The sequence below is a fragment of the Zavarzinella sp. genome (assembly GCA_041399155.1).
In the GTDB taxonomy this organism is placed as follows: domain Bacteria; phylum Planctomycetota; class Planctomycetia; order Gemmatales; family Gemmataceae; genus JAWKTI01.
Window position 1 is genome coordinate 39,586 of the sequence record JAWKTI010000008.1, and the last position, 26,127, is coordinate 65,712.

The 26,127-nt window shown below is 50.9% G+C and carries 22 protein-coding genes; 7 read left to right on the plus strand and 15 right to left on the minus strand.

The genetic code is table 11. The features are described from left to right. Positions 1-227: 227 nt before the first annotated feature. A complete protein-coding gene (gene coaE, locus R3B84_24610) occupies positions 228-1,238 on the minus strand; it encodes a dephospho-CoA kinase (protein ID MEZ6143760.1) in 1,011 nt (336 codons plus the stop codon). Positions 1,239-1,960: 722 nt separating this feature from the next. On the opposite strand from coaE, the gene R3B84_24615 reads away from it, so the two are divergent. After that, positions 1,961-2,884, plus strand: coding sequence for a CAP domain-containing protein (locus tag R3B84_24615; protein ID MEZ6143761.1), 924 nt, complete (start codon positions 1,961-1,963; stop codon positions 2,882-2,884). A gap of 275 nt (positions 2,885-3,159) precedes the next feature. On the opposite strand, the gene R3B84_24620 is transcribed toward R3B84_24615, so the two are convergent. Next, positions 3,160-4,446 carry a beta-ketoacyl-[acyl-carrier-protein] synthase family protein gene (locus R3B84_24620; GenBank protein MEZ6143762.1) on the minus strand — a complete coding sequence of 429 codons (1,287 nt, stop codon included), beginning with the start codon at positions 4,444-4,446 and terminating at the stop codon, positions 3,160-3,162. A 615-nt stretch (positions 4,447-5,061) separates the two neighbouring features. Between R3B84_24620 and R3B84_24625 the strand changes: the two genes are divergently transcribed. The 3 genes from R3B84_24625 to R3B84_24635 all read left to right on the plus strand — a co-directional run bounded on the left by R3B84_24625 (position 5,062) and on the right by R3B84_24635 (position 7,098). Beyond that, positions 5,062-5,619 carry an RNA polymerase sigma factor gene (locus tag R3B84_24625; protein ID MEZ6143763.1) on the plus strand — a complete coding sequence of 186 codons (558 nt, stop codon included), beginning with the start codon at positions 5,062-5,064 and terminating at the stop codon, positions 5,617-5,619. Between the two features lie 91 nt (positions 5,620-5,710). Continuing rightward, complete coding sequence (locus tag R3B84_24630) at positions 5,711-6,604, plus strand: hypothetical protein (protein ID MEZ6143764.1); 894 nt, start codon at positions 5,711-5,713, stop codon at positions 6,602-6,604. After that, positions 6,604-7,098, plus strand: a complete 495-nt coding sequence (locus R3B84_24635) for a hypothetical protein (GenBank protein MEZ6143765.1) — start codon at positions 6,604-6,606, stop codon at positions 7,096-7,098. The genes R3B84_24630 and R3B84_24635 overlap by 1 nt, the downstream gene beginning before the upstream one ends. 114 nt (positions 7,099-7,212) lie before the next feature. On the opposite strand, the gene R3B84_24640 is transcribed toward R3B84_24635, so the two are convergent. From R3B84_24640 to R3B84_24660, 5 genes are all read right to left on the minus strand, one after another. Continuing rightward, positions 7,213-7,677: a hypothetical protein gene (locus R3B84_24640; GenBank protein ID MEZ6143766.1), complete on the minus strand. Its 465-nt coding sequence runs from the start codon at positions 7,675-7,677 to the stop codon at positions 7,213-7,215. A 32-nt stretch (positions 7,678-7,709) separates the two neighbouring features. Further along, positions 7,710-8,384 carry an HAD family hydrolase gene (locus tag R3B84_24645; GenBank protein MEZ6143767.1) on the minus strand — a complete coding sequence of 225 codons (675 nt, stop codon included), beginning with the start codon at positions 8,382-8,384 and terminating at the stop codon, positions 7,710-7,712. Positions 8,385-8,560: 176 nt separating this feature from the next. Then, the gene (locus R3B84_24650; protein ID MEZ6143768.1) at positions 8,561-9,250 is read right to left on the minus strand and encodes a response regulator; all 690 of its coding nucleotides are present in this window, start codon (positions 9,248-9,250) and stop codon (positions 8,561-8,563) included. Beyond that, on the minus strand, positions 9,247-10,353 hold the full coding sequence (locus R3B84_24655) for a HAMP domain-containing sensor histidine kinase (protein ID MEZ6143769.1): 1,107 nt from the start codon (positions 10,351-10,353) through the stop codon (positions 9,247-9,249). Before R3B84_24655 ends, R3B84_24650 begins: the two co-directional genes overlap by 4 nt. 397 nt (positions 10,354-10,750) lie before the next feature. Continuing rightward, positions 10,751-10,906 carry a hypothetical protein gene (locus R3B84_24660; protein MEZ6143770.1) on the minus strand — a complete coding sequence of 52 codons (156 nt, stop codon included), beginning with the start codon at positions 10,904-10,906 and terminating at the stop codon, positions 10,751-10,753. Between the two features lie 30 nt (positions 10,907-10,936). Between R3B84_24660 and acnA the strand changes: the two genes are divergently transcribed. Further along, positions 10,937-13,627, plus strand: coding sequence for an aconitate hydratase AcnA (gene acnA / locus R3B84_24665; protein MEZ6143771.1), 2,691 nt, complete (start codon positions 10,937-10,939; stop codon positions 13,625-13,627). A 175-nt stretch (positions 13,628-13,802) separates the two neighbouring features. Here the strand turns inward: acnA and R3B84_24670 are convergent, their stop codons facing one another. From R3B84_24670 to R3B84_24685, 4 genes are all read right to left on the minus strand, one after another. Further along, entirely contained in the window at positions 13,803-15,377 is a 1,575-nt protein-coding gene (locus tag R3B84_24670) for a hypothetical protein (protein ID MEZ6143772.1), read from the minus strand. A gap of 27 nt (positions 15,378-15,404) precedes the next feature. Continuing rightward, positions 15,405-16,229: an SDR family oxidoreductase gene (locus tag R3B84_24675; GenBank protein MEZ6143773.1), complete on the minus strand. Its 825-nt coding sequence runs from the start codon at positions 16,227-16,229 to the stop codon at positions 15,405-15,407. Positions 16,230-16,464: 235 nt separating this feature from the next. Then, positions 16,465-17,208: an ABC transporter permease gene (locus R3B84_24680; protein ID MEZ6143774.1), complete on the minus strand. Its 744-nt coding sequence runs from the start codon at positions 17,206-17,208 to the stop codon at positions 16,465-16,467. Beyond that, positions 17,205-17,876, minus strand: a complete 672-nt coding sequence (locus tag R3B84_24685) for a methyltransferase domain-containing protein (protein ID MEZ6143775.1) — start codon at positions 17,874-17,876, stop codon at positions 17,205-17,207. The genes R3B84_24680 and R3B84_24685 overlap by 4 nt, the downstream gene beginning before the upstream one ends. Before the next feature lie 191 nt (positions 17,877-18,067). Here R3B84_24685 and R3B84_24690 point away from each other — a divergent pair, with 191 nt between their 5' ends. After that, the gene (locus R3B84_24690) at positions 18,068-18,391 is read left to right on the plus strand and encodes an ATP-dependent Clp protease adaptor ClpS (protein ID MEZ6143776.1); all 324 of its coding nucleotides are present in this window, start codon (positions 18,068-18,070) and stop codon (positions 18,389-18,391) included. A 4-nt stretch (positions 18,392-18,395) separates the two neighbouring features. On the opposite strand, the gene R3B84_24695 is transcribed toward R3B84_24690, so the two are convergent. Both R3B84_24695 and R3B84_24700 read right to left on the minus strand, forming a co-directional pair. Next, a complete protein-coding gene (locus R3B84_24695) occupies positions 18,396-19,445 on the minus strand; it encodes a hypothetical protein (protein ID MEZ6143777.1) in 1,050 nt (349 codons plus the stop codon). A gap of 14 nt (positions 19,446-19,459) precedes the next feature. Next, the gene (locus R3B84_24700) at positions 19,460-23,044 is read right to left on the minus strand and encodes a hypothetical protein (protein MEZ6143778.1); all 3,585 of its coding nucleotides are present in this window, start codon (positions 23,042-23,044) and stop codon (positions 19,460-19,462) included. Between the two features lie 412 nt (positions 23,045-23,456). Between R3B84_24700 and R3B84_24705 the strand changes: the two genes are divergently transcribed. Beyond that, positions 23,457-24,584 carry a DegT/DnrJ/EryC1/StrS family aminotransferase gene (locus R3B84_24705; protein ID MEZ6143779.1) on the plus strand — a complete coding sequence of 376 codons (1,128 nt, stop codon included), beginning with the start codon at positions 23,457-23,459 and terminating at the stop codon, positions 24,582-24,584. A gap of 3 nt (positions 24,585-24,587) precedes the next feature. On the opposite strand, the gene R3B84_24710 is transcribed toward R3B84_24705, so the two are convergent. Further along, positions 24,588-25,682 carry a c-type cytochrome gene (locus tag R3B84_24710; protein MEZ6143780.1) on the minus strand — a complete coding sequence of 365 codons (1,095 nt, stop codon included), beginning with the start codon at positions 25,680-25,682 and terminating at the stop codon, positions 24,588-24,590. A gap of 101 nt (positions 25,683-25,783) precedes the next feature. Further along, complete coding sequence (locus R3B84_24715) at positions 25,784-26,113, minus strand: cytochrome C oxidase subunit IV family protein (GenBank protein MEZ6143781.1); 330 nt, start codon at positions 26,111-26,113, stop codon at positions 25,784-25,786. Between the last annotated feature and the right edge of the window lie 14 nt (positions 26,114-26,127).

Genomic DNA, 26,127 nt, shown 5'->3' on the forward strand with positions numbered 1-26,127 from the left:
CAGCAATTTCTTCTGCAACAACAACTGGTTGTTCCGTAACGGGCTGTTCGACTGCAACAGGCGTTTCGACCGCTGCTTTGGCTGTTTTTGGCGTGCGTGTACGTGCAACTTTTACCGGCTTCATACCGTCTGTTTTGCCATCAGACATGAAAAACTCCTGAAGAGTTGGGTGTCGCTGAGAGTTTTTGCCGGAATCGGCTGTTCACTCCCAACTGTGTGTGAGAATCTTAATGTACCAACAACCGCCAATTTTCCAAGATTTCGTCGACCTGTTGGCGGGTGCGTTCAATCCAGCCACCGTTGTCAACGATGGCATCCGCTTTGCAACGTTTGATGTCGACTGGCATCTGCACTGCTTCACGACTTTCAAAATCCTGTTCTGTCCAGCCACGCTGGGCCTGGATGCGGGCAAAACGCAGGTCTTTCGGTGCGTCCACAAAGATTAATTTGTCACACACATCATTCCAACCCGCTTCCAGCATAATTGCGGCATCCAGCACCACAAACCGAACATTGTGATCTGCCTGGGCCTTTTCAATTTCTTCCCGAATCCGGCGTTCAATGTATGGGTGCACCAGATGTTCCAGGCGGGTGCGTTCTACAGGGCTGGTGAACACGATTGCGGCCAGTTTTTTGCGATCGATGGCACCGTTCGGCTGGGTAATTTCTCGATTTTCCCAGATTTCTAACATTTTTTTCATAATTTCGGGCTGTTCCAGGGCTTCGTGGCCCAACGGATCGCCCGCAATGATTCTGCCCCCGTGCTCCACCAGCATTGCACCGACCTGGGATTTACCGGCACCGATCCCGCCGACGAGGCCGATGATTGGCTTATGTCCGTGGGAAACAGCCCCACCCACAAAGATGGTGGACTGCTCTACAAAACATACCTGATTGCCGAACGGATCTTTCGCATAAAATGCGGTCTCGCCCCACGGCATCTGGGTGGCAGGCTGGGTAATTTCCATGCCAAGCTGGGCTGCTTTGGTTTCAAACGCTGCCAGCCCTTCTACGCTGAAATAATACTGCCACCCATGGTGGGTAGGCATGGCAGGCATTGGCTCATCACCGTCGGCAACAGCATCGTAACAGGCCACCACCAGATTACCGAGCGTGAAATAATGCCGGCCGGGTGAAACGCGTACACCAGCTTGCCCGAACAGGTGGGAATAGAGCCGCTCAGCTGCAGAAATATCACTGACAGGAAGTATGACGCGAAATAATCGTGGGGTATTCACCAGAAAAATCCTACATTCTGAATGGGCTGCATTCGACCGTCAGAGAGAAACCGATCCTGTTGGATTGCCCCCGACACACGATGCAGAACCATTTGGGGTCATTTGACATGGCATAGCGATTTCACCCGTCCGTGGTTTTTCCGCCAACCTTCCTGAAGTTATTGTAACGAGAGAGGTCGATCTGTTCAATTCCCACCCGGTTTCGGGGAATGGGCTGCCAAACGGCCAAAGAACATTTCTGGACGAGGGTTACTCAAATGTCTGGAGCAACATGGTGTCACGAACGCGAACTGCGTTGGTAATTTCCTTCGAAACTTTGCGACTTTGCGTGTGATCTCTTTTAGACATTCCCGTCATTCCCACGCAGGCAGAAAGCAAAGCACGGTAAACTCAATGCACAATCAGTAAACCGTCATTCCCGCGCAGGCGGGAATCCACGTATTTCGGAAGGTACAAATTACTGAACGCAGCATCGGAGCACCAGCAATACTGAATTTATTCTCATCTTTCACTTTCTTGCACCACAATTCAGCTTTTTTGTGGGAATTTTTTTGAAAGACCTTTATCCTGGTTTCGGTACTGATTCCCAGAACCCCTAGTCACTCGATTTTACCAGGAGAATCGGGAATTCCATCGACTCGCATTCATGATGAGTGTGTTCGCATAGACGGGAAGAGAGATCGCCCAGAACATCATTGATTCGCACTTAGAAGGAATTCAGTATGCAGAGAATTTTTATTGCCACAGTGGCAATTTGTGGGGCTTTTGGCATTGCTCGTGGGCAGGAAACCAAGCTCCCACCACTGGCACCGGAACTGGTGCTGGTGGATTCGATTGACCCAGAGAAAGAACAGATCATTCTAGCTCGACAATCATCGCAAACCGTTATTGAACCAAGACTTAGAACCATTAACGTGCTGCAGGGCAACCAGATTGTGCAGCAGACCATCACCGAACAGGTGCAGGTGGTCCGCACGGTAAAAACCACCAAGAACTGGTGGGGCAAAAACGATACCACGGTCAACCAGCAGGGCAAAGCAATTGCCACCAAAAATGTGTACTCCACCCTCAAGGTGGGGGAGCCTGTTTTCTATTTTGAAGGGAAACAGGTCGATCCCATTTACCTGAAGGTGCTGCCGGCAAACGCCTTCATTTTGCTGCACGATCCATCGCTGCCTGACCCCACGGTGGCAAAAGCAGTGCCTGCCACCCCTGCCGAACCGGCAAAGCCAGCCGCACCGAAGGTGGCACCCGGCCTGCAGTTAGCAGAGGCAGAACAGGCAATCGTTGCAGAAACCAATGCGGCACGTGCGAAAGCAGGGCTGCCTGCGTTGCAGGTGTCGCCCGCACTGATGAGTGCGGCACGTGGGCATTCCAATAACATGGCGGCAGCGGGTGTAATGTCCCACAATCTGAATGGACGGGGCGTGGGAGATCGCGTGCGTGCGGCTGGCTATGCCTTCACTGGCTGTGCCGAAAATATTGCCATGGGCCAGTTCAGTGCGTCCGATGCGATCCGTTCCTGGCTGAATTCCGCCGGCCACCGTGCCAATATGCTCAGTGGCACCTACACCCAACTGGGTGTGGCCGTTTCCTACGACCGTTCCGGCAGACCCTATTGGACGCAAGTATTTGGCAGACCATAAGTTACGGCGAAATTTGAGTTAGAGCCGAGGCAGCGCAGTAACTTGAAAAATCCCTTTGTTTTCCCGGAGACAATTGATTTGGGTTTAGCTTAAACCTAAATCAGTTTGAAACTCAGTCGAAAAACGAACAGTTACCACGTTTGCCTTGATCAGAGAGTCACGAAAAGCCAATCTTCCAGTTGAACGGGATTTAAGTTTTCTGGCATGGGCTCCCGTCTACGCGGGAATGACGGGTTCGTATCGCTTGCGCTTTTTCGCGGCTACAAGTGTAATGATTACGCTGCTTTCATTACCAACGCACCGTTCTGGCCACCGAAACCAAAGCTGGTGGACAAGGCGATGCGTGCGGAGTAATCTCGGGCCTGCAGTGGGACACAATCGAGGTCGCAGTTCGGGTCGGGGTGGGTCAGATTAATCGTTGGTGGTACGACATCTTCACTGAGCGACATGGCCAATGCAGCTGCTTCAATGGCACCGGATGCAGCAATGGAATGCCCAATCATCGATTTGATCGACGAAATCGGAATCGTACGAGCACGATGATCAAAAACCTTTTTGACTGCCGTGGTTTCCATCTGATCGTTTAACCGAGTGCTGGTGCCGTGGGCGTTGATATAGCCAATTTCTGATGGATCAATGCGAGCTTCGTTGAGTGCGTTCTTGATGGCCCGTGCGGCACCGTTTCCTTCCGGATCAGGCTTAATAATCGAATAGGCATCAAAACTACTGCCAAAACCAAGCACTTCGGCATAAATCTTCGCACCACGCCGACATGCCCGTTCGCGATCTTCGAGAATCAGCATGCCAGCACCTTCACCAAGCACAAATCCATCCCGCAACCGGTCAAACGGCCGCGAAACTTCATCTGGTGGCAGATCGGTGCGTCGGCTCAGCGTGCCAAGCGATGTATAAGCCATCAATAAAAGGGGATCCAGCCGACTATCCGAACCACCTGCGATAATCAGATCGGCTTCCCCACGTGCAACGAGGCGGAATCCTTCGCCAATTGCCTGGGTGCCAGCCACACACGCCGTGGTGACCGTATTGTTAGGTCCCTGGGCGTTAAACATCATGCTGATGTGGGCGGAAATCATGTTGGGCAGGTATTTCAACAGCCACAACGGAAACATCGGGGCGCCATTCGCACAGTTCAGGCGACTGTAATCGAACGTGCCATCTTCATTCATTACGGTTTGCAGCATCGGCATGATTTCCGACATATCAATCGGAACCAGACCTGTGCCAACAACAACCCCTACCTTGCCAGGATCTTCATTTTCGATGGAAATGCCACTATCGCGTAGGGCCAGTCCTGCGGCACCCACGCCAAATCTGGCAGCACGTCCCATCACTTTCAGCGATTTTCGCATCGACTCTGGAATAAAGGGCGATGGGTCGAAATCCTTGACCTCGCCTGCAATTTTCACTGGGAACGACGTTGCATCGAACGCCGTAATGGGCCCCACGCCGCTCTTACCAGCGACACATGCATTCCAGAACTGGTCCTTGCCGACGCCGTTGGGTGCAACGACACCCACACCGGTAACGACAACTCGGCGCATGGACAATGTCCCTCCTCACCCGCTGCAGATAAATTGTGGATCCCAACAATAACCAACGTAAGTTTGCTTTCTGTAAGGCTTTACGTGAATCTATGTATAGAAATCCAACTTCCTTCCCCTGTATCCTAACCAATTTCTGTGGGCCTGCCAGCATTCCATTGGGGAAGTTCGTGCATAACGTGCATCATCACAATGCACAGTTGACACAAGTTAGATAATCCATCCAGACGATTGCACTAAACGCTAACTGCTAATTTTGCGTAAAGTAGCGTATTTAGGTAAGATACACGATTTATACAGATTTGCGTAACGGTGACAGTGGAATTTTCGATTTGTTGTCAAAATTCGCTTCAGAAACAAGGGGCAACTGGCCGTAAGTGCATTTTCAAGATGTTATATAGCCGACATGTAACATAATCCATCGATTATATAACTGACCCCTGAGAAACTTTTTCCATTTCATTGCCAACGAAAATCACCCACAACCGTTGTACCTGTAGTTGTTGGGAATCGGCGACTCTTTCAGGTGGGCGTTCAACACTGGAAGTTCCCACGATTCTGGTATAATCAGGGGATGTTTTGCTACTGCACAACCGCCTCACTAACATCTCCTGAATGATGACAGAATCGGAACTGCTGATCGCGGCCCAACAAGGTGATCGAGAAGCGTTTGCCTCGATTATCAATGGCTATTGGGATCGGCTGTACCGTTGGCTGTTGCGTTTGACTCGCGATACCCAGACTGCGGAAGATTTAACTCAGGACGCGTTGTTAAAGGCTTTTGCCAACTTGAAACGCTTTGAACCTGGCACGAACTTCCGTGCGTGGCTCTTTCGAATTGCTCACAATAACTTTGTGAACTTTCGGCGAGCCAACCAGTTGCCAAAAGTGGCGTTAGAACCCACGATTCCACCTGGGCAGCTAAGTCCCGAGCAGGCTGCGATCGGTGCGGAAACCATCCAACTGGTGATGCACGCAGTGGCAAAGTTGCCTTCGGATTTTCGTGCGGCACTGCTGTTGCGGATTGAAGAGCAGTTATCGTTTCGTGAAATTGCCAGTATTCTGGAAACCACGGAAGAAACAGCACGCTGGCGTGTCTTTAAGGCACGGCAAAAATTAATGAGTACGCTGCACCCGGATCTGCTGCCCAGCACCCAGGAAAAAGCAGATTGATGATATGTGAGCCGATGTTAGCTGCGGTTGGTATTGTGATCCGACAGCATTGACTTCGGTTGGTTTTATTTGTTTGAAGTGAGTTTTTTCGATGACACCCTGTAAGCAGACCCAAAGCAAGCTGCTGACAATTCGAGATACGGCAAAGATCAGCCCCGATCTTGCCGCCCACGTGCAGCAGTGCAGCACCTGTGCTGCCTGGCTGCAGGCGTTGTCGTCGATGCAACAGGCGATCATCGTAGCACCGAAGCCGGATAGCTCCGAACGGAAAAACGCCTTTATCAATCAGTTCCTTGCCGCACCAGTGGTGCAGGCAGCAACAGAGCGACCCGCACCGAAAAAGGCGGTACCTGCAAAGAAATCTGCCACCAATGTACCGATAGAATCGCCACGTGAATCGATTCAGTTGACAGAGCCAAAGCCCAAACCAGCCACGGAACAACCTGTTTTCACTCCCACCGTGCGTCAACCGTTCAGTGAACGTGTTGCCAGGTTGTGGCCAGCCGGCATTGCAGCGGGTCTGATCCTTACTTTCACATTTGTCTGGTACGGATTCTTTCACACGAACGATACACCCGTTGCAGAAACCCCTCGCGACCCCTTTTTGAATGATGTGGTTGCCACCACCATGGAAATTGATCGTTCCAACACAACGGGCGAGCGGGTAAAGTTGTACCATCAGTTGGCCGACCGCATCCACGAACAGGCTCGTTCGCTGGCACGCGTGGCACCCGATGAGCTGGAATCGCTGGCTCGGATGTATGCCACGGTGGTATCCGATGGCCTCGTGGCACAGGCGAACTCGCTTGCACCGCAGGAAAAACAGCAGTTGACAGATTATGTCCGTCGACTGGCAGAAAGCGAACAGGCTGCAGAACGACTGGCTGCGGAAGCCCCACCTCAAAGTATTCCCCACCTGAAGGCGATTGCCCAAACCGCCCGACAGGGTCGGATTCATCTGGCTAAAATGCGGGGGCAGATCTGATGAGATTTCTACTGCCCTGCACCACTGCCTTATTGTGCTGTATGTTGCTGGTTGCCCAGGATCGGCAAGACCTGCCACCAGGGGTGCGATCGCAACAATATGCCAGCAACAAGGTGCTGATCGAATCGATGGTGAACCATGCGGTTCTGAACAGCAAGTCGCCTGGTGACTTACTGGTTCGCACAGATTCGTATTCCAGCCTGTTTCTTAGTTTTGCGAAAGAACTGGATGTGACCGCCGATCCAAGCCGTCAGGCGGAATTGCGGCACCACCTGCAGCAAATTGTGCAACGTGGGGTAAAGCCCACCGTGGCAACGATTTCAAAACGTCTGCAGCAGGGAACACAACTGCCGGAATATCCCACGACTCGGACACAAATGCTCACTGCCATTCAGGCACTTTCACAAAGCACCACGGGTGATCCTGCGTTGATGAATGATCTGACTGACCTGCAGCATTCCCTCCCCGCTGCACCCACCAACAAGCAAGATTAATAGTGTCACATTTACGCTTATTGCTATAGTTGTGCAAAGCAGCAAAATGCAAACTGATTAAACTACGGCAATGATAGTTGACAATCTAATGCTATAGCTTGTAGCTGAAATTGGTTAAAGCGTAAGCCCATCTCTTCCTAGTAAATAATTGTTACCCCAATGCAGTACGGAATATCGATTTTTTAGCCAGTCATCAATATCTTTACGAAAGATAAGAGCATCATCGTCAGAATATTCTTCAGGTTGGCCAAGAAAATCTTCCAGGTCAATTGGGAACAACTTCAGCCCAACATTCCAATCCGCCAGAAAAAAAAGGGCGATATTGATTGGTGCTTCGACAACAGCTAATGATTCGGAAATACGCTTAATATCTATGGTTACAATTTGTTCTATATAAGGGCCAAGTCCATGGCTGAGATCTACGCTGGCGTTGTACTTCGTAAATTCGAGTAAGTTTCCTGTGTTATCAAATGAAATAAATGCAATGAAGTTTTCAACTTGTCCAAACAAGTATTGTTTTCCATCAATCCTTTTTCCAGTATAGTAAGCTGGTGGGCTGGATTGTATCTTGTAAATCATTTGATTATTCCTGTATGAATAATTGATTAGATTTACGCCATGCCCCAGGCATGCAGGACTTCGTGGGCGGCGGTAAAGTTTTCCACCAGATAGTCCGGTTGGCAGGCCTTCAATTGTTCGGGGGTGTGCCAGCCAGTGGATACTGCAACTGCTTTGGCACCGATGGCGCGGGCACATTGCACATCGGCTGGGGTGTCACCAATTACCCACACCTGATCACCCGCAATCGGAAACTGCAAATGGTGGTGCAGATCTACCATGGCTCGGCGGGCAACATCATCGCGATTGGCCAGATTATCGGCGAAGCCACCAAACTGAAAATGATCCCACAGTCCAAAGTAACGCAGTTTCATTTCGGCCCCCTGGCGGATATTGCCCGTCAGCAGACCAAACAGGGTATTCTCTGTGGGGCGAGCAAAAATTTCCGTTATCCCAGGTAAAACCTCCCCACGGTGCGTCTTCAGGGCACGTGGCAAGTGACTTAAATACTCCTGGTGCATCCGTTCCAAGTTTTCTGCAGTCACTGGCAGTTCATGAATCTCCAGCAGTTCGGCAATAATCCCAGGGTCGGTTCGCCCCGCAAAAGAGATGGAATCGCGGATTTCCGGCACCTGAAACGCTGTCTTCAGTGCAGCTTCCATTGCCCATTTCCCCGCACCGCCGGAACGAATCAGGGTGCCATCAATATCAAATAAAAGCACTTTCATGAAAATCTTCTCATTGTCGCCCCACAAAATGGGGTTGGGCACCACTTGCGAAACAAGCAGTTATTATGCAGAACATCAGAATATTGTAGGGTTGAACAGAGCGATAGGAAAATGTGAGCAGACGTTATGAGAGCGAATGATAGAAATGCCTGAAAACCCTGTTCAGGATTCGTCACTTAAACGCCGTGGCTTTGAACGGCCTGGAACAGATCTGCCATACGCAGATTGATTGCCACGCAGATGCGGTACAAAGTTTCAATCGAAGCGGAGTTTTTGCCCAGCTCGATCTGAGACAGATAACCAAGAGAAACACCCGTCTTTTTGGACATGGTTTCCAGGGTCATTTTCATCGCTTTGCGGCGGTCCCGGATGACGGTTCCCAGGTTTTCCCGCAGTGCGTCTTCGGTCATCCGCAGCAGGCCTTTCGATTCAAGGCACCGTACCACCAGATTACGCATCGTCTGTGGGTCAAACGGCTTGGTCAGATAGTCGTAAGTTCTTGCCCGCAAGCAGCTTAACGCACTTTCCACCGTGGGATAGCCGGTCACCACGATGACGCTGGCATCGGGTTGGTAATCGCGAATCCAGTTGAATATCTGATCGGCATTCAAGCCGGGAATAATGTAATCCATAATGATCAACTGATATTGTTGACCACGCAGGTAACTTTCGATTTCCGTGGGGTTCGAAAGCGATTCAATCAGAAATCCGTCCTGATTCAGCAGGTTCTGCAAAAAAGTGCATACACTGGGATCATCATCCAGAATAAGGATGCGAATCTCGCCTGCTGTTTGAAAATCAGCTAATCCTGCCTGTGCGGCAGGTGTCTGGCTTGGTCGTGGGGGTGCCATCACTCGCGCGTTCATGTTGTCTGTTCTCCTTTCCGTTGCTTCACATAGTTGTTGGCGACATTCTGCCGATACATTGGCAATAACACGCGTATTGTTGTTCCATTGGGAGTGGTATGTATCCTAATCCCACCACGGTGCATACGCATCACCAGAGCAATAATTAACAAACCGAGGCCGTGGTGGCCGAGTTTGCTGCTGTTAATCAGTTCTTTGAGCAGATTGGGATAGATTTCCTGCATAATCCCAAGCCCGTTATCGGCGACGGTTACCTGCAGATACGTGCCAGGTTTCACATCGCCATTCCAGTAATCCACTTCGGTGGGCGATAATTCGGTCAGTTCCACGCCCAGTTTCACTTCCGAAACCCCATTCGCTTCCAGTGCATTCAGCAATAAATCCCCCACCACCAGCCGAATGTGGGACTGATCCATCATCACCACCGGCATCGAATTCGGCAGGTCGGTGTGAATCTGTACATTCGGGTGGCTTTGCTGGTAATCTTCCACCAGCTTCAGCATGATTGCCTGTGGGGTGCACGGCGATGGCGTGGTGCGTGCCGCCTGACTGAACTGGTGCAGGCGTTTGGTAAAATTAATCCCACGCTGGGTGGCTGCAAAGGCATCGTTGGCATCACCATAGGCGGGGTGTTTTTCGTCCAGATTCTCAAACAACAGATACAAATGACCGTAAATCGCCTGAAACGTATTATCAATATCGTGGGCAATGCGACCAGTAATTCTGGCCATGCTTTTCAGGCGGTCCAGTGCCACAGAATGGATTGCTGGTGTTTCCAGCAATCGTTGCACACACACCACGTGCGGAATGGCACCTGCGACCAGCTTCAGCCAGTCTTTCTGCTGTTCGGTGACCTTTCCTGTTGCCCAGAATACGCCCGGCTGGTTCCGGAAGGTAAACGGATATTCGAAGGTGGCACCTTCTTTGGGCAGTTCCGGGTAGGAACAGGCGGGATCCTGTTCCGGCCAGTATACCCCCACCTGGGGCAGTTGGAAGCTTGCTGCGATCTCCTGGAAACACTCGCCGATCGTAGGCCAGTTGTCCCCTTCGTGCAATAGGCGGTGCAGCAATTGCATCCATGTGTTCGGAGAAGGATCGCTCACAAAAACTTACTCTGGGGAATTAATTCATTCTGTACCGCAGAAATTAACGCCCGAACTGAAAAATTATCAAAGTCAATACTTCTCTAGTTTATGTGTGGGCAAAGTCAAACGCTCTGTTCTGAAAAAATCATTTCTGATGATAAGTTTGAGAAAATGCACTGTAGCGAATGTGCGGAATCTGCGATGTCTGGGAAAACTGGGTAAGACTTTCCGGTCGCGAAACCCTGGCAGGTGTCGAATTCAGGTATGCTCTCAACTCTATTGATACTTGATTTGGGCTGAATTGTATACTTAAATTACTATATAAATGTGTTATTTTGTTCACAAAATCAATTGAATAACAATTTTGTTATATAACTTTCTGTTGCACTGAATTTCTTTTGGCATTTTTTGAGAATTATTTGCACCGCACGCCAGAAAGTGAAGTTATTCTCATTGTTGTCCACTGTGGCACAGGATCGGGAACTGATTTCAGCTTCTTTTTTCCCCACGTGGGGTGGTTTCTCAGTTCTGCACTCGCCAGTACATGGTTCGTTTCGGACAATAACATCATCTTTTATGCAATTGAACAGAGGCTTGTACCATGTCGAACAGTTTCGGGACACAGTCTACCCTTATGGTGGACGGCAAATCGTACACCATTTATCGGTTGGCAGAAATTGAGAATCGCTTCCCACAGGCGAAGAAATTGCCATACTCATTAAAAATTCTGCTCGAAAATCTGTTACGCACGGAAAATGGCCTGTCGGTGATGGCGGGAGACATTGAGGCACTGTGCAATTGGGACCCCAAAGCGGAACCGGATAAGGAAATCGCCTTCAGCCCTGCCCGCGTGCTGCTGCAGGATTTCACCGGTGTGCCTGCCATTGTCGATCTGGCGGCGATGCGGGACGCGATGAAAAATCTGGGCGGCGATCCCGCCAAAATTAACCCACTGATTCCGTGCGAGCTGGTAATTGACCACTCAGTTCAGGTGGACGATTTTGGCACAAATACATCGTTTGAGAATAACACCCGCCTCGAATATGAACGAAATCAGGAGCGGTATACCTTCCTGCGGTGGGGGCAGAATGCCTTCAATAACTTCAAGGTGGTGCCACCGGAAACGGGGATTGTGCACCAGGTGAACCTGGAATATCTCGCCCGCGTTGCATTCGTTGATGGCGGAACCACCCCCAAAGTGTACCCCGATACGCTGGTGGGCACCGATTCCCACACTACGATGATCAATGGCGTGGGTGTCCTGGGCTGGGGTGTTGGTGGGATTGAAGCCGAGGCAGCGATGCTGGGGCAGCCAGTCACCATGCTGATCCCACAAGTGGTTGGCTTTAAGCTGATTGGCAAACTCAAAGAGGGTGCCACCGCCACTGACCTGGTGCTCACCGTGACGCAAATGCTTCGTGCGAAAGGAGTTGTGGGCAAATTCGTCGAATTCTTCGGTGCCGGCCTCAGCCAGTTACCACTCGCCGATCGGGCAACCATCGCTAACATGGCACCGGAATATGGTGCCACGTGCGGCATTTTCCCTGTCGATGAAGAAACGCTGCGTTACCTCCATACCACTGGACGGCCTGAAGGTTTGCTGAAACTGGTGGAAGCCTACTACCGCGAACAGGGCCTGTTCCACACTCCAGACAGCCCGGAAGCAACGTATTCGGACGTACTGGAACTGGATCTGGCCACCGTAGTACCCAGTCTGGCGGGCCCCGCTCGTCCACAGGACCGCGTCGCACTGACAGCGGTGCCGGAATCATTTTCCAAAGCACTGCCCAAGTTGAAAGAAGCCGCCATGGCTGCCAAGCCCACGCTGGCAATGGCCGATAACGGCCCCACCACCCAAGTTCATATTGCCCCAGGGAATCTGAAAGATGGCTCCGTGGTAATTGCAGCAATCACCAGTTGCACCAACACTTCTAACCCGTATGTGATGGTCGCCGCCGGCCTGGTGGCGAAAAAAGCCGCTGCACTTGGCCTGCACACCAAAGCGTGGGTAAAAACATCACTGGCACCCGGTTCGAAGGTGGTTACCGACTACCTGACCGTTTCCGGCTTACTGCCCCACCTGGAAGCGTTGCGATTCAACGTGGTGGGCTATGGCTGCACCACCTGCATTGGCAACAGCGGCCCACTGCCACCGGAAGTGTCGCAGTATATTCAGGCAGATCGCCTGGTGGTCACCTCTGTGCTGTCGGGCAACCGGAACTTTGAAGGCCGCGTCCATGCAGAAGTGCGGGCGAATTACCTGGCCTCCCCACCGCTCGTGGTGGCATACGCTTTAGCTGGCCGGATTGACATTAATTGGGAAAAGGAACCAGTGGGCACTGGTTCTGATGGGAAGCCTGTTTATCTGAAGGATATCTGGCCTACCCACAAAGAAGTGGCGGATGTGGTGCACTCCAGCATTAACCGCCAGCAGTTTGAAACGATTTATGGTCAGGTATTTGAAGGGGACAGCAATTGGCAGGCACTCACCGTGCCAGAAGGTGACCTGTATTCGTGGGATCCCACTTCAACTTACATTGCCAACCCACCTTACTTTGAAGGGATGACCAAAACACCCCCACCTGTGAACGATATTGTGGGGGCACGGGTGCTGGCATTGCTGGGCGATTCGATTACCACTGACCACATTTCACCCGCAGGGAATATCAAAAAGGACAGCCCCGCTGGGGAGTTTCTGCTGGGCAATGGCGTCAGCCAGAAAGATTTCAACCAGTATGGTGCCCGCCGTGGGAACCACCACGTGATGATGCGTGGCACCTTTGCCAATGTGCGGCTGAAAAACCAACTGGTACCTGGTACAGAAGGGGGTGTGACCCGCTATCTGCCCGACAATCAGGAAACCAGCATCTACGATGCCTCCATGAAATACCAGCAGTCGGGCATCCCACTGGTAGTGCTGGCAGGGAAAGAGTACGGCTCCGGTTCTTCACGGGACTGGGCTGCCAAGGGTGCCCGCCTGTTGGGTATCCGTGCGGTGATTGCCCAAAGCTATGAACGTATCCACCGTTCAAACCTGGTGGGGATGGGTGTTCTCCCACTGCAGTTCCAGGCGGGCGACAGTGCAGAAAGCCTGGGACTGACTGGTGAAGAAACCTTCCAGATTACCGGCGTGGCAGAAAAACTGGACGCTGTTGGCCAGGGGAAGGTACTGATTACCGTGAAAGCAAACGACAAATCGTTTGACGTGTTATTACGCGTTGATACCCCACAGGAAGTGCTGTATTACAAGCACGGCGGCATTCTGCAGTACGTCCTGCGTCAACTGGCCTAGCGTTTCATCGAAGAGGATGAAACACTCTTCAAAATTGACCGAAGTTACGATAAACGAAATCCCGAATTGAAATCTGAGTATGGGTAAATTAAGTAAGTTTCCAAATCAGTGAAAGCCTGTTTTGTTAGATTCGCATTGATGAACAACTATTTGTGGTTCATTCTGAAATTGATGTTTACTTTCTGGACAAGATAACCAGCCAGTTTTCTTTGGCAGGTTCGGCGGCAGCACCCTGGGGTTTGTTCATATTTCGGGTTTCCGCAACCGCCCACTGTGGGTGGGATGCTCGTAATTTCTGCATAAAATCATCCAGTTGTGTCTGATCCAGGCTCATTTGCGACCAATAAATGAATATTTTATCATTATTCTGTGCTAGTTCTGCCCACGGTGTCTGTTCAAACCGTGTGCTGTGCCTGATTTCGTGGGCAATGTACCATTCATCGTAAGGCATGATCCCCGAAGGTGGGTAAACCACTATCAGTGGGCTGTCACCTACCAATTGGGCAGTTTCTTTCCAAGTTGACTGATACCAGCCGGAATCGAACTCGCGTTGAGTTTTTACCAGAGCCAACGTGGTGCCTCCCACGCCAATCAGGACCAGTACGATGATATTCAAGTATGCAAACCGCAATCGGTGCGGTGCAGTCACCCACGTGGAGATGATTTTCAGCCAGCCAAAACCGAGCAACAGGCAAAAAACAGGGGCCAAGTGCATGCTGAGGCGAGCCGCACCATACGGGTATTTTTGCAGAAAGGCCGCCAGAATGTGCAGCACAAATGGCACAGTCAGCAGTAACAGGTAGCCAAACTGGCGTTGTTGCCGCAGACCCCACCAGCCAATCCCACAGACAATGACCGTGAAAATACTGCCCCCATTTTGACTTCCTAACGGATATGCAGCGAGTTCGCCAGTAGTCATTCGTACCAGCCAGAACAGGATCTGTAGCGCGTTGCCTGTGGGGAATTGGTCTCGCCAGTATTTCTGCATGCTCATTTTCGTGTTTACATCAGCCACCGAAGAGGACAGGTGGGCCTGGCTGACAAAGTGATAGTGCAGCAGAAAACTCCCCAGCAGCACCAGATTCCAGATGAGCCAGTAGACCCACAACGCACGTGGGGCTCGCTGCACATAAAGGTGGTACATAATTGCCAGCGATGCACCACCTGCCATAAAGACCCACGGATACGAGGAGGCCACCGCAATCGGTGTCAGCAGAATCAAGAGCAACAGTGGAACCGTTTTGCGGGTGCGGGAGAAAACTTCCAGTGCAAGAAACACCACTGCGGTAGCAAAAAGGAGATCCCAAGTATATGGTTTGATGGTGCCACCTTTGGTGGCAGGCCAACTAGAGACAGCCATCACCCCCACCGCAATCATGCCTGACAGTGGGGGCAGATGCCTGCGACACAGCCACCAGAACAGCAACAGACCAGCCAGACTACCCAAGGTTGCGGGCAGACGCATGGCATATTCCGAACTACCTAACAGTTGGTATGCGGCAATTTCTGCCCAATGAAACAGCAGCGGGGCAATCTGGGAATGGTCGATCGGCCCAAACATATCCCCGTACGATTTTTCAATGTAGTTGACGCACAACATCACCTCATCGCCCCAGATTGGTGCGGCAACAAGATACTTTACCAGGCGGTAGACCACGCCCAGCCAGACAAAGATGATTGTCCAACGATCAAACAATCGCTTGTGAACGCTTTGCCATTCAGCGAACGAAAGTGTAGGACTATTCGACAATTCAGAATCTCAAATGATTGAGATTCTTCATACAGATGAAACCGAATCTGGTAACCCTTGGCGAAAACTTGGAAACTTCGGTACCCATGTTGTTTCCGATTGCAGGCGGGCACTGGAGATTCGTCGATGTCCACCATGGCGTGCCGTTTCAGGCCCATCCTCAAATTTCGCAGGTGGGGCACCCAGTACCTCTGCAGCGGCAATGTAAAAATCTCTGCGACTGACGGGATGATTATCTGCTACGAGATAATGGCGACCCGCAGGTGCCTGCTGCAATATTGCCAGCAGTGCCGCCGCACCATCGTCGCGGTGAATTAGATTAAGCCACTTGTCTGCATTACCCACCAGTGGATGACCTGCCAGCAGTTCTGCTCTCCTCAAAATTCTGCCCGGACCATAAATTCCTGCAAAACGCACCACGTTGGCGTGGGGCAATCTGGAAATGAGAAGTCTCTCACATTCCAGCATCAGCCGGCCATTTTCTTCCAGTGGTTCGGTTTCTGAATCCTCATTGACCCACGAACCATCGGTCTGACCGTAGACACTGGTGCTGCCCACGTACAGAAAACGTGCAGGTGGGGGAAGCTGGTCCAGCACATTATTCAAACCATCGTAATACAGTTCTCGCATCGAGATTCCACTGGCACGGTCACGGGCAACTGCGTAAATCACTGCATCGTAAGCATTTAGCGATATTTTTCCAGTGATATCGCCCACATTCGGTTGAATGCCGGCAGCAGCAAGTTCTGCCCCACGGGTGCGAGTGACCGCGTGAACTTCCTGACCTTGTGCGATCAGTTGTTTCGCAACCTGAAAGCCGAGATAGCCGCACCCAATGATCAATACTGCCATGTTGAAACTCAATTAAATTTGCTAATCGGAGCGATTTGTTCTGTTAATTTTAGCGGCCAGTCGAACAAACGCATAATGTCCCAGATTTCTTGAACAGGTAATTTTCGTTCAAAAAGTTGCCGAATCAGGCCTGCTTTCTCGGCAAAGCGGAGGTGCGGTCTGCAAATATTTGAAATTAAACCGGCGCCTTGGCGGTCGACATACAAGATGCAACATGATTTATATAACTTATCCGCTATGTAATAAGTTGAATCAGTGCCACCAACAGAACATCGCCAGCCAATACCAGTAAGCTGGATGCCACTACTGCCTGGGTTGCCGCTTTGCCGACACCTTCCGTCCCACCCTGGGCAAGCATGCCCGCCCGACAACTGGCGACAGCAATCAGAAAACCAAACACAATTGTTTTCATCGCAGCCAGCACCACCTCATTGAGGCGAAGTTCCTGAAAACAGGCAGTCTGATACCGAAGCCAGGTGGTGGATGAAACCACATTTTCTGCAAAATAGCCACTGATCAGTGCCAGTGCGGCAATGAAAATATGTAACAACGGCAACGCTACCATGCACGCCAACACCCGTGGGCCAACCAGAACCTGCATGGGGGATAGGCCTAACAGTTGCAACGCGTCCAGTTGTTCGCCCAGCTTCATTGCACCCAGCTCGGCCCCCAGGCTCGCCCCAGTGCGTGCGGCAATAATCAGCCCCGCACCAATGGGTGCCAGTTCCAGTAATACCGCAGCCGCCAGCACTGTCGGAAGATAGTCCTGCGTACCGGAGCGCTGCAGCACCCCGTAGGTATGCATCCAGACCACCGCACCCAGAGCAATTCCTGCGATGGTGCCCAATAACAGGGACCCAATCAGGATCTGGTACAGTTGCCGAATCGTTTCACGTGGGGCAGCCAGTTGCGACAATGCCGCCCAGGCAGACTGACCGGCAAAGTGCGTCCCATCACCAATTGCAATCAGCCATTTCATGTGCGAGTTCCTGTGCCAGCGACAGCCCAGGTCCAGTGCCGATCAGTGGTCTGGGAAACACCACTGGCGGGAAAGCCTGCCTGCACAACCATCTCCTGGATTTCGGCCAGCGTCAGAGCGGCATGCAACGATTCTGCAAACATCTGTTGCTGGTGGGGGGTGGCACTTCCCGCATAGAGTGAGACCAATGCGTCCCGTTCTTCCAGCGTGGTTGGCCGAAGAAGATCCCGCACCAGTATGGTGCCACCTGGCTGGATCAGTCGTGCGATTTCACGCACGACGGTGTCTGGATTCGGAATATGGTGGATGATACTGTTCGACATAATTGCCGCGAACGATTGGTCAGGGTACGAAAGCTGCTTCGCATCCTGAAATACCAGTTCAATCCGTTGCGTGAATCCCGCGTTGTTCACGTTCTGCTGTCCTAATAACAGCATTTGCTGGCTGGCATCCACTGCAATCACCTTACCCAGAGGTGACTGTCGACAGAATTCGATTGGTATCTGAGCAGTGCCTGTGCCCAGATCTAGAATCGGACTACCACCATCCCACAGAGCAAGGAAATCGGCCACAAAGCGTTCGTTGACTTCACGATGGTCCATGGCATCGTAGCCATGTGCCTCTTCGTGGGTATCCATCACTTCTGGTTCAAGAATTCGCTGTAGCACGTTTCAGATCTCCTGCAAAGGCACTTGGCAGGTAACGTGGAAACAATTTTCCTGCCACAAGACAATTTAGGTATTGGGATGAAGAATGGAAAATAGCTCGCAAAATAATTGCATTATTCAACAAAAGAGGTCAGAATAGTGGGTATCAGCATACTCCTTCTCATCTCTTTGGCACCACGGAGAACAACCCGATGGTACATCAACTGGATTTAGCCACCCCTTTACTGGACCCGGAAACAGTTACCAGAACGATCCCACCATACCACCTGATTCTGCTGAACGATGACCATCACACAATGGAATTTGTGGTGATGGTGCTGCAGAAAATCATGGGCTTCACGTTAATCAAAAGTTTTGAGCATACCCTGCAGGCCCACCAGGAAGGTCAGTCAATTATCTGGACAGGCAGCAAAGAAGTAGCAGAACTGAAAGCAGAGCAGATTGCCACGGTGCGGGAACAAAAAGGCTCCCGCGATATCGGTCCGGTGGATGTGGTGATCGAACCAGCAAGCTGATCGATTACCGCACGCGTTGCAGTTTTTCTCGGAACAATTGCACCTTGGCGGTGTCGTTATCCTGTTCAAAAATACTGATCAGGCGGGAAAGAGCTTTACTGTGCTCGGAGCTATCCTGATTGTAAACCACATCGACCCACAGATAAGACCACATCGCATCGCGGTTGCGGCCCATCGCCTTGTAGCTATCGCCAATGACGTTGTAGCCCAGTCCACGCAGCCCTTTATCCTGTGTTTTCGCAATGGCGGCATTGATTCTGGCAATCGCGGCAGTGGTCGCTTTTTCGTCTTTGTTTTTCGCTGCTTTCGTAGCAACAATACCTAATTGATACATATCCAGTCGATCTTTCATGCTCGCTGGTGTGGTGCGGTCGGCAATCATCTCTTTAACGCGGGTATCTGCCTCATCCAGTTCCCCTTCCTGAAAATTGACGTTAATCAGCCCCACTTTAGCAGTTAACTTCAAGTCTGCGGGCACATCAGGCGACTTGACGACCTGCTCCAGATACTTTTTCGCGTCTACATAACGGCTCTGGTCGGCATAAAGCAACGCCACTTTTTCAGAAGCGAGTGCGAACATCCACGACTGATCATTGCTGGTAACAAAATCGGCCAGGTTGCGGGTGGCTTCCTGAATCTCATTTTCCGATTCTGCCACTTGTGCTTTCAAGGTGACATCCCAGTATTGCAAATATGCTTTGACATCTGGGGGACATTTCGCGTAATCGGGTGATTTCAGCACTTCTGCCATTTCGGTGTTTGCTGTTTCCAGGTCGCGATCGTTATAGGCATCGTATACTTTCTGCAACTTAAACTGCAGTGCAGAAGGCATGGTCGAATAGTTCACGCGAACAATATCACTGGGGTGCACGACTTCCACTTTGCCTGCTACGCTGATTTTGATGCCAGCAGGTGATGCACCTTCAATCTTGCCGGAAATCGATGAATTCTTGTCCGTCTTCCGATCAATCCGAAAAACAGAATCCTGGGCATCACAGAACACGACACTGCCAAACAAGGCCAATGTGGTGAACAAACTCTTATACATATGCATCTGGTTGTCGCTCCTTATTCGTTTGCTTTCGTTTCTGCTGCTTTCAATAATTCTTCGTAACGTTTTTTCATTGGTTCATTCTTGTTGACCAGGTCTATTACCCTTGCTTTGATGTCATCGCCAATATCCGGATTGGCCGTGACCGCTTCATGTAGCTTATTGGTAATATCTGCCAGTTTGGCATCCCGTTGCTCGGCAGTCATTTTGAGCTGCATTAAATTCAATTCTGTATAAGCACGCACGCTGGCCCGATACGTTTCAAAGAACAGATCGAAGTAAAGCTGGCGCTGGCGGGAAACTTTGTTTCGCTCAGCAATTTTTGCCGGATCATTGGCATCAGCCGCTTCAGCAGGTGGCAATGGGGGAAGTTGTGGGACAAACTGCCTGGTTAACAGTTGCCAGTTCTTGATTGCCACACCGAACTGACCCATGTCTTCCTGCAGCATGTTATATTCTTTGCGGATTTCGATGGAAGAAAAGCCCCAGGGACGCTTGGCGCCGGGAGTAGCTTTTGCCATGGGATCGCCCATGATTTCCATAAAGATTGCTTTCGCTTTCGCAAAGTTTTCCGTACCTTTCGCCTGGCGATAAGCCCGTGCCAGCAGGTACTTCGTTTGCTGAATGAACTGATTGTGGGCAGCCTGTAACTTCGGCAATTCTTCCGGATCAGCCTTTTCCGGTGCTACAAACGGGCGTGCAACCAGCGATTCATACAGAGCAATGGTTTTGTCGTGACGATCTACGGCAGCATACCACTGACCTGCGGAGAGAATCAGGGTATTGGACAGCTTGAGGGGGTCGGCAGTAATTTTATCCACAAACTCAGCGAAACTATTCGACAGTTCTGTGGCTTCATCCGTCTTACCCTGTTCTTTTGATTCCTTGATCTGCAGTGCGACGTTATTTCCTAATTGACGCAGCACGCGAATGTTGGAATCGAGGTCGCCCCCCAATGCCTGCAACAGATCAAGCAGTTCGCCTGCTTTATCAATCTGGCGTGCCTGCACCGCAGCAAACATCCCCGTGGTGATCAGGTTCTTTTGTGCCAGGCGCATCCGGTCAAACCCGGGAGGTGCTGTGGCAGTACCCAACTCTTTGGGCGGCTCTGTGTTGGCGGCAATGTCTTTCAATTCCGCATCCAGCAGTGGGGTCAATTTGGCAAAATCTTTCGTTTTCGCCATTTCGTAGATCCGGCTTTGCTGCACCCCATAACGAATGCTGCGTGCGGAGCAAACCAGATCGACTTTCTTCTGGATGGGCAACTGTGCCACGGGAAGTGGCTCCAACACTTTCAACAGATTTCCGATCGTCAGGTCGGCATTGTTATAATCTTTTGCAAGAATGTAAATCTGTGCCAGCAAGAGTTTGGTGTTGGCGTAAGTATCAATCTCCAACAGAGTGGGCGTTTCTTTCAGAGGAGCGAGATTTTCCAGCAATGCCCGTGTTTGTTGCCACTGAGCACTATAGTTGGTGATATTTTTCTGCACTTCCGCAGTAAACGTCTCCGAGTCCGTCGTGGTGGGACGCAGCACCAGATACATCATCTCGGCCATTTCCCGACGAACTTTGTAAATCTCTTCGTAGCTGGAGGTAATCTCGCTGAGCACCTGCCAGGCCTTCAAATACTGTTTCATCCGCCGTAAATGAAACGCATGCAAGTGGCGGACCGAATTAATCGAAGGAACGTTCTTCCAGGTGGTTTCGGCAAAGTTAGCCAGCGTAAAAATCCGACTGACGTCGGCATTTTCTCCCACGGTATCCAGCCCACCTGTTGAAGTGCTGAACTTCACGAGTGCGGCCTGATAACAGAAGATTGCCAATTGTGCCGCTTTCGCACCCTTGCTGGAACCGCTATGATTGCGGGCAATCGCTTCCGCCATCACCGCTGCTTCCAGGGTTCGGTCCAGTCGATACAGGTTGAAGGCCAACTGCAACTGGGCATTGAACACTTCATTGGGTGGGTCTTTCGGTGAAACAAACTTCAGCCCGCGTTGCAGATAAGCAACCGATTTGGCCGATCGTTCATTGAGTTCCTTTTCAATATCTTCTGCTGTGGCATCTTTGTTTTCCGTCTTGAAACGGTTGAATTTTCCAAGCTGCAATAGTGCCGCTGTCAGTCCCGCATCAAGCGAATTGATGCTGGCAACGGCGGGATCTTTTCCTTTCCCTTCAGCTTCAAAAATCAACAGCAAGTTCTGCTGCCGCTTCTGATTGGCACGCTCGGTATATTCGTTTTCGGTTTCTGCAATCAGCTTGTAAACCTGGTTCGCCAGTTGTAAACGGCGTTTGGCTTCTGCAGGAAACGAGGTGAACTTTTTGGCTTTCTCATCATACTTCACCAGCATCTTACCACGATTTTCGCGCACCTGACCAAGTATGTACATGGTGCTGAGCCCTTCCAGGGTGTTGCGGTAATTGCTGTAATCTTTGAGCCAGTTGACACACGCCACTTCGACATTGGCGGGCACCTGATCTGCACGAAGTTCGCGGAAATTGGGATTCCAGCGTGGTTCGTTATTGGTATGCTCGATGTTGAAATAGCGAGCAATCCGAATGGCGTCCGATGCGCGGGGATTGCGGGCATGTTCCACCACAAACTTCCGCATATCGGTAACTGCTTCGTTCGTACCCACACCCAGCTTGTAGGTGCATTGTTGCCGCCATACGTAAGCCAGAAGGCCATATTTATCTGTTTCGTTGGCAGCGATGATCGCATCAAACGATTTCTGAGCTGCGGTAAGTGAGTCATTTTTCAGTTTGAGTGCTTCATCGCTGTAGGTGGAGTGAATATCGTACTGCGTGGTGGCACGATTCAGTTGTGCTTCTTTTCGCAGTTCATTCAAACTGATTTTGTCTTCGGAAGGCAAGTTTGGGCGATTCTGCAGTGCGGTGAGTGCTTTGATCGCATCATCAAAGCGAGCCACCACCCGTGTATACAATTGTCGCACTTTGGCGAGTTCTTTATACTTCGCTTCATCATCCTGAATCTTGCGTGCGGTGCCAGCGGCAAAGCGGGCTTCTACATACTTCAAATCTGCCAGGTGAACCTGGATTTTACCTGCAAGAACATCCTGACTGTTTGCTTTCAACAATGCATCAAAACTGTCCGATGCACGCTGCAGCAGATCGTTCCGAACATCTTCTTCCGCTTCCTGGTTCGCCAACACAATCATCGTTTGTGCGGTTTCGTACGCCAACAGGCGGGCACCAGCCGGGGTGGTAAACTGGGGCATCTTCTTCAGTTCTTCCAGGCGGGCCATCGCCAGATCGCCCAGGCCAGCATCCCGCAACCCTTTCACCAGGTCGAATTCTGTGGGAGCACCCACCACTTCCACTTCTGGCTCATCCGGAACTTTAGGCTTTGGTGGCACCTTCGGTGTCACTTTGGGTGGTTGTTTCGGTTGAGTTTTCGGCTTTGGCTGTGGTTGCTTGGCCTTGGGATCGACTTTTGGATCAACCTTGGCTTTCGGGTCCACCTTCGCCTTTGGGTCCTTGGGATCCACTTTCTGGTTTGGATTCACCTTGGGATTTTGGCCCAAACTGATTCCCACCAGCAGAATCAAGGTGCTAAGCGATAATAATCCGAACCAGCGACGCATGGTGATTCTCCGGAATTGAAACAATCAAGAATGGCGATGCAGTTCTTTGGAAATTCTAGGAAAAACGCCTTCATTTTCCCGAATTTTCGCCGATACCTTCATCATACTGGCTTTTAGACGTGGGACTCTCGGATTAGTTCCCTGAAAATTTGAAAAACTTGCCAATCATCAGATATTCATATTGATTACTCGCTATTTATATGCAAGGTGTGCTATATATGCATTTGGCTATTTTCTGCCATTAATCTCAGCAGCTTTCGCTTTTTTTGGTTTGAAACTACTTTCTTTGCTGCGAAATTGTCGATAACACATCAACAGTGGTGGTGAATGATAATTTTACCATCAGACAATTATACCATGATACATTGATTAGAATAATTCCCCACCCGTCAATAGTTCGGATACCACCTGGATGAATACCTCTGTTCCACTGTTGGATTTAACCGCACAATACCAGAAAATCCGCGATGAAGTGCTGGCGGCAATGATGCCGATTATTGAATCGCAGTATTTTATCAACGGTCCCGCCGTGGGGGCATTTGAATCAGACTTAAGTGCCTACTGCCAATGCAGTTACTCAATCGGCGTCACTTCCGGTTCTGATGCACTGTTGATGGCACTGATGGCATTGAATATCGGCCCAGGTGATGAGGTAATCACCACGCCTTATTCCTTTTTTGCCACTGCTGGCTCCATCGCCCGCCTGGGGGCAACGCCAGTGTTTGTGGATATCCATCTGGATACCTACAACATTGCACCAGAGTTGATCGAAGCAAGTATTACGAAAAATACCAAGGCGATTATTCCGGTGCACCTGTTTGGCCAGTGTGCGGACATGCCCGCCATCATGGAAATTGCAAATAGGCACCAGATTCCAGTGATTGAAGATGCTGCCCAGGCAATTGGCTCCGATATTGGTGGCACACGTGCTGGCAACTTTGGCTTAATGAGTTGTTTCTCATTTTTCCCGTCCAAGAACCTGGGGGCGTTCGGCGATGCCGGAGCCGTCACCACAAACGAAGCTACAGTGGCGGATAAATTGCGTCTGTTGCGGATGCACGGTTCCCACCCGAAGTATTACCACAAAATCGTCGGTGGCAATTTCCGCATTGATACCTTGCAGGCTGCGGTGCTGCAGGTGAAGTTGAAATATTTAGACGATTGGACAGTTGGGCGTCAGAAAAATGCCCATTTCTATACAGAAGCGATCAAAAATGACCCAGTGTTATCACGCTGGGTAACACCACCAACGGCACAAGAAAACTACCGTCATATCTTTAATCAGTACGTGATTCGCACCGACCTGCGAGACGATCTAAGGGCATTTTTGCAGGAGGCAAAGATTGGCACGGAAATCTACTACCCCGTCCCACTGCACCTGCAGGAATGTTTTGCCTATGTTGGCCACCATGTGGGCGATTTTCCCGCAAGCGAACAGGCAGCAACAACGTCGCTGGCACTGCCAATTTATCCCGAATTGACGCAAACCCAGTTGGATTATGTAGTTACGACGCTGAGGACATTTTTCAGCAGCAAATAGCAATTACTTACCGTCCGGGTAAACAATCGCCCGGATATCAGGCGGAAGCTGATCGGGATAGGGCAGCGATGCGGTAAAATGGGCCAGATCAATTGCCATCTGGTCTGATTTCCCCACCAGTGCCGGCATGTTGGATGGCCCGATACCACCGGTAACACGATGGTAATGATCCTGTACCGATTTGCCACCTTTCCGGCGGGCTTCAATCAGGTTACCGGGACGCACCAACGTGCCCCAGACATCAAATTGCCATTTCCCATCCTGCCCAAACTGTGCATGACATGAAATACAACCCGCACCGTTTGGTTTGGTGAACAATTCATAGCCACGTCGGACACTTTCCTGGTGCTGCGGGGTGCTGACTTCGTAAGCGGTGATTTGCACGGGAACCGATTCTTCCGCCCCCACCCATTCCGACAGTTGACGGTTGAGAATCTCTTTCGGACGACTTTCCCAATCGAATTCGTGAGGATTTTCTAATATTTCACGGATAATTTGGAACTCTACCCGCCCACGAATGCTGAGATAGACCACATAGTGGGCAATTTGCGACAATTCCGCTTCCGGAAGCAATCCGAAGCTGGGCATGGAAGTGCCTGGCAGGCCGTAGGTAAGCGTACGCACCAGATCAGCGTGGCGGGCCTTGCGGGCACTGACACCGGGCGTGGTGACAAATTTGAACACACCCTGACGATAATCTCTGGGGTGCGGGTGAATCCAAGGACCTGTTGGCCCACGTCCATCTCCGTTCATCCCATGGCAATCCTGGCACCGCCGTCGGTAAAGGCTGGCACCAAGTAGCAATTCCTGTGGGCTCAGTTGGAGCTTCGTAGCTGCCTGTTCCGCCTGAGCATCGCCCACAATCGCTGGTGCGGCCGGTATGCCAAAGGTTTTTTCCAGAAAATCGGTCAATAATTCCTGATCAGGTGCGGGAACTTGCTTCGGATCGAGCACCACTCCACCAAATTGCACCACGTTAGCGATTCCTTCTTCCAGTTTCCCGGAAGGTGGCAATTCGGTGGGTGCCTTTTCCGGCACGCGAATCACCAGAAGGTCTTTTCGCTGGTCGTACCGCATGTGGCTGGGGTAGGATTCCACTTTTGGCCCACGAATGCAGCCGTTGCAGCCAGTCAGGCATAGCGAAAAAAAAAGGACCAGCGGGGCTGGTCCTTGGCAAATAAACCTGCTGCCCCAAGGCATTACAGAGCACCCCATTTTCGGGTAAGGAAGTCTGAAAGTGGGAGTGCAAACAGAATCAGCATGAAGAAAAACGCCGAACCAATGGTCAGCCAGGTCAGCGAATCGGACCGCTTCAAGTGCATGAAGTAGTACAGCACCAGCACTGCCTGAACGGTGGAAATAGCCATATGGATGTAGATCGATTGATCGCCCAGTCCGGCCATTGATACGCCAATTGTGGCAATGCAGCCAGCAATCAGGCAGACGTAAATCACAAGTAAGTTCGGCACATTGTCCACATGTGCTGCGGGATTATCTTCCGCATGATGATCAGAATGATGATCAGCCATGAGATCCATTTCCT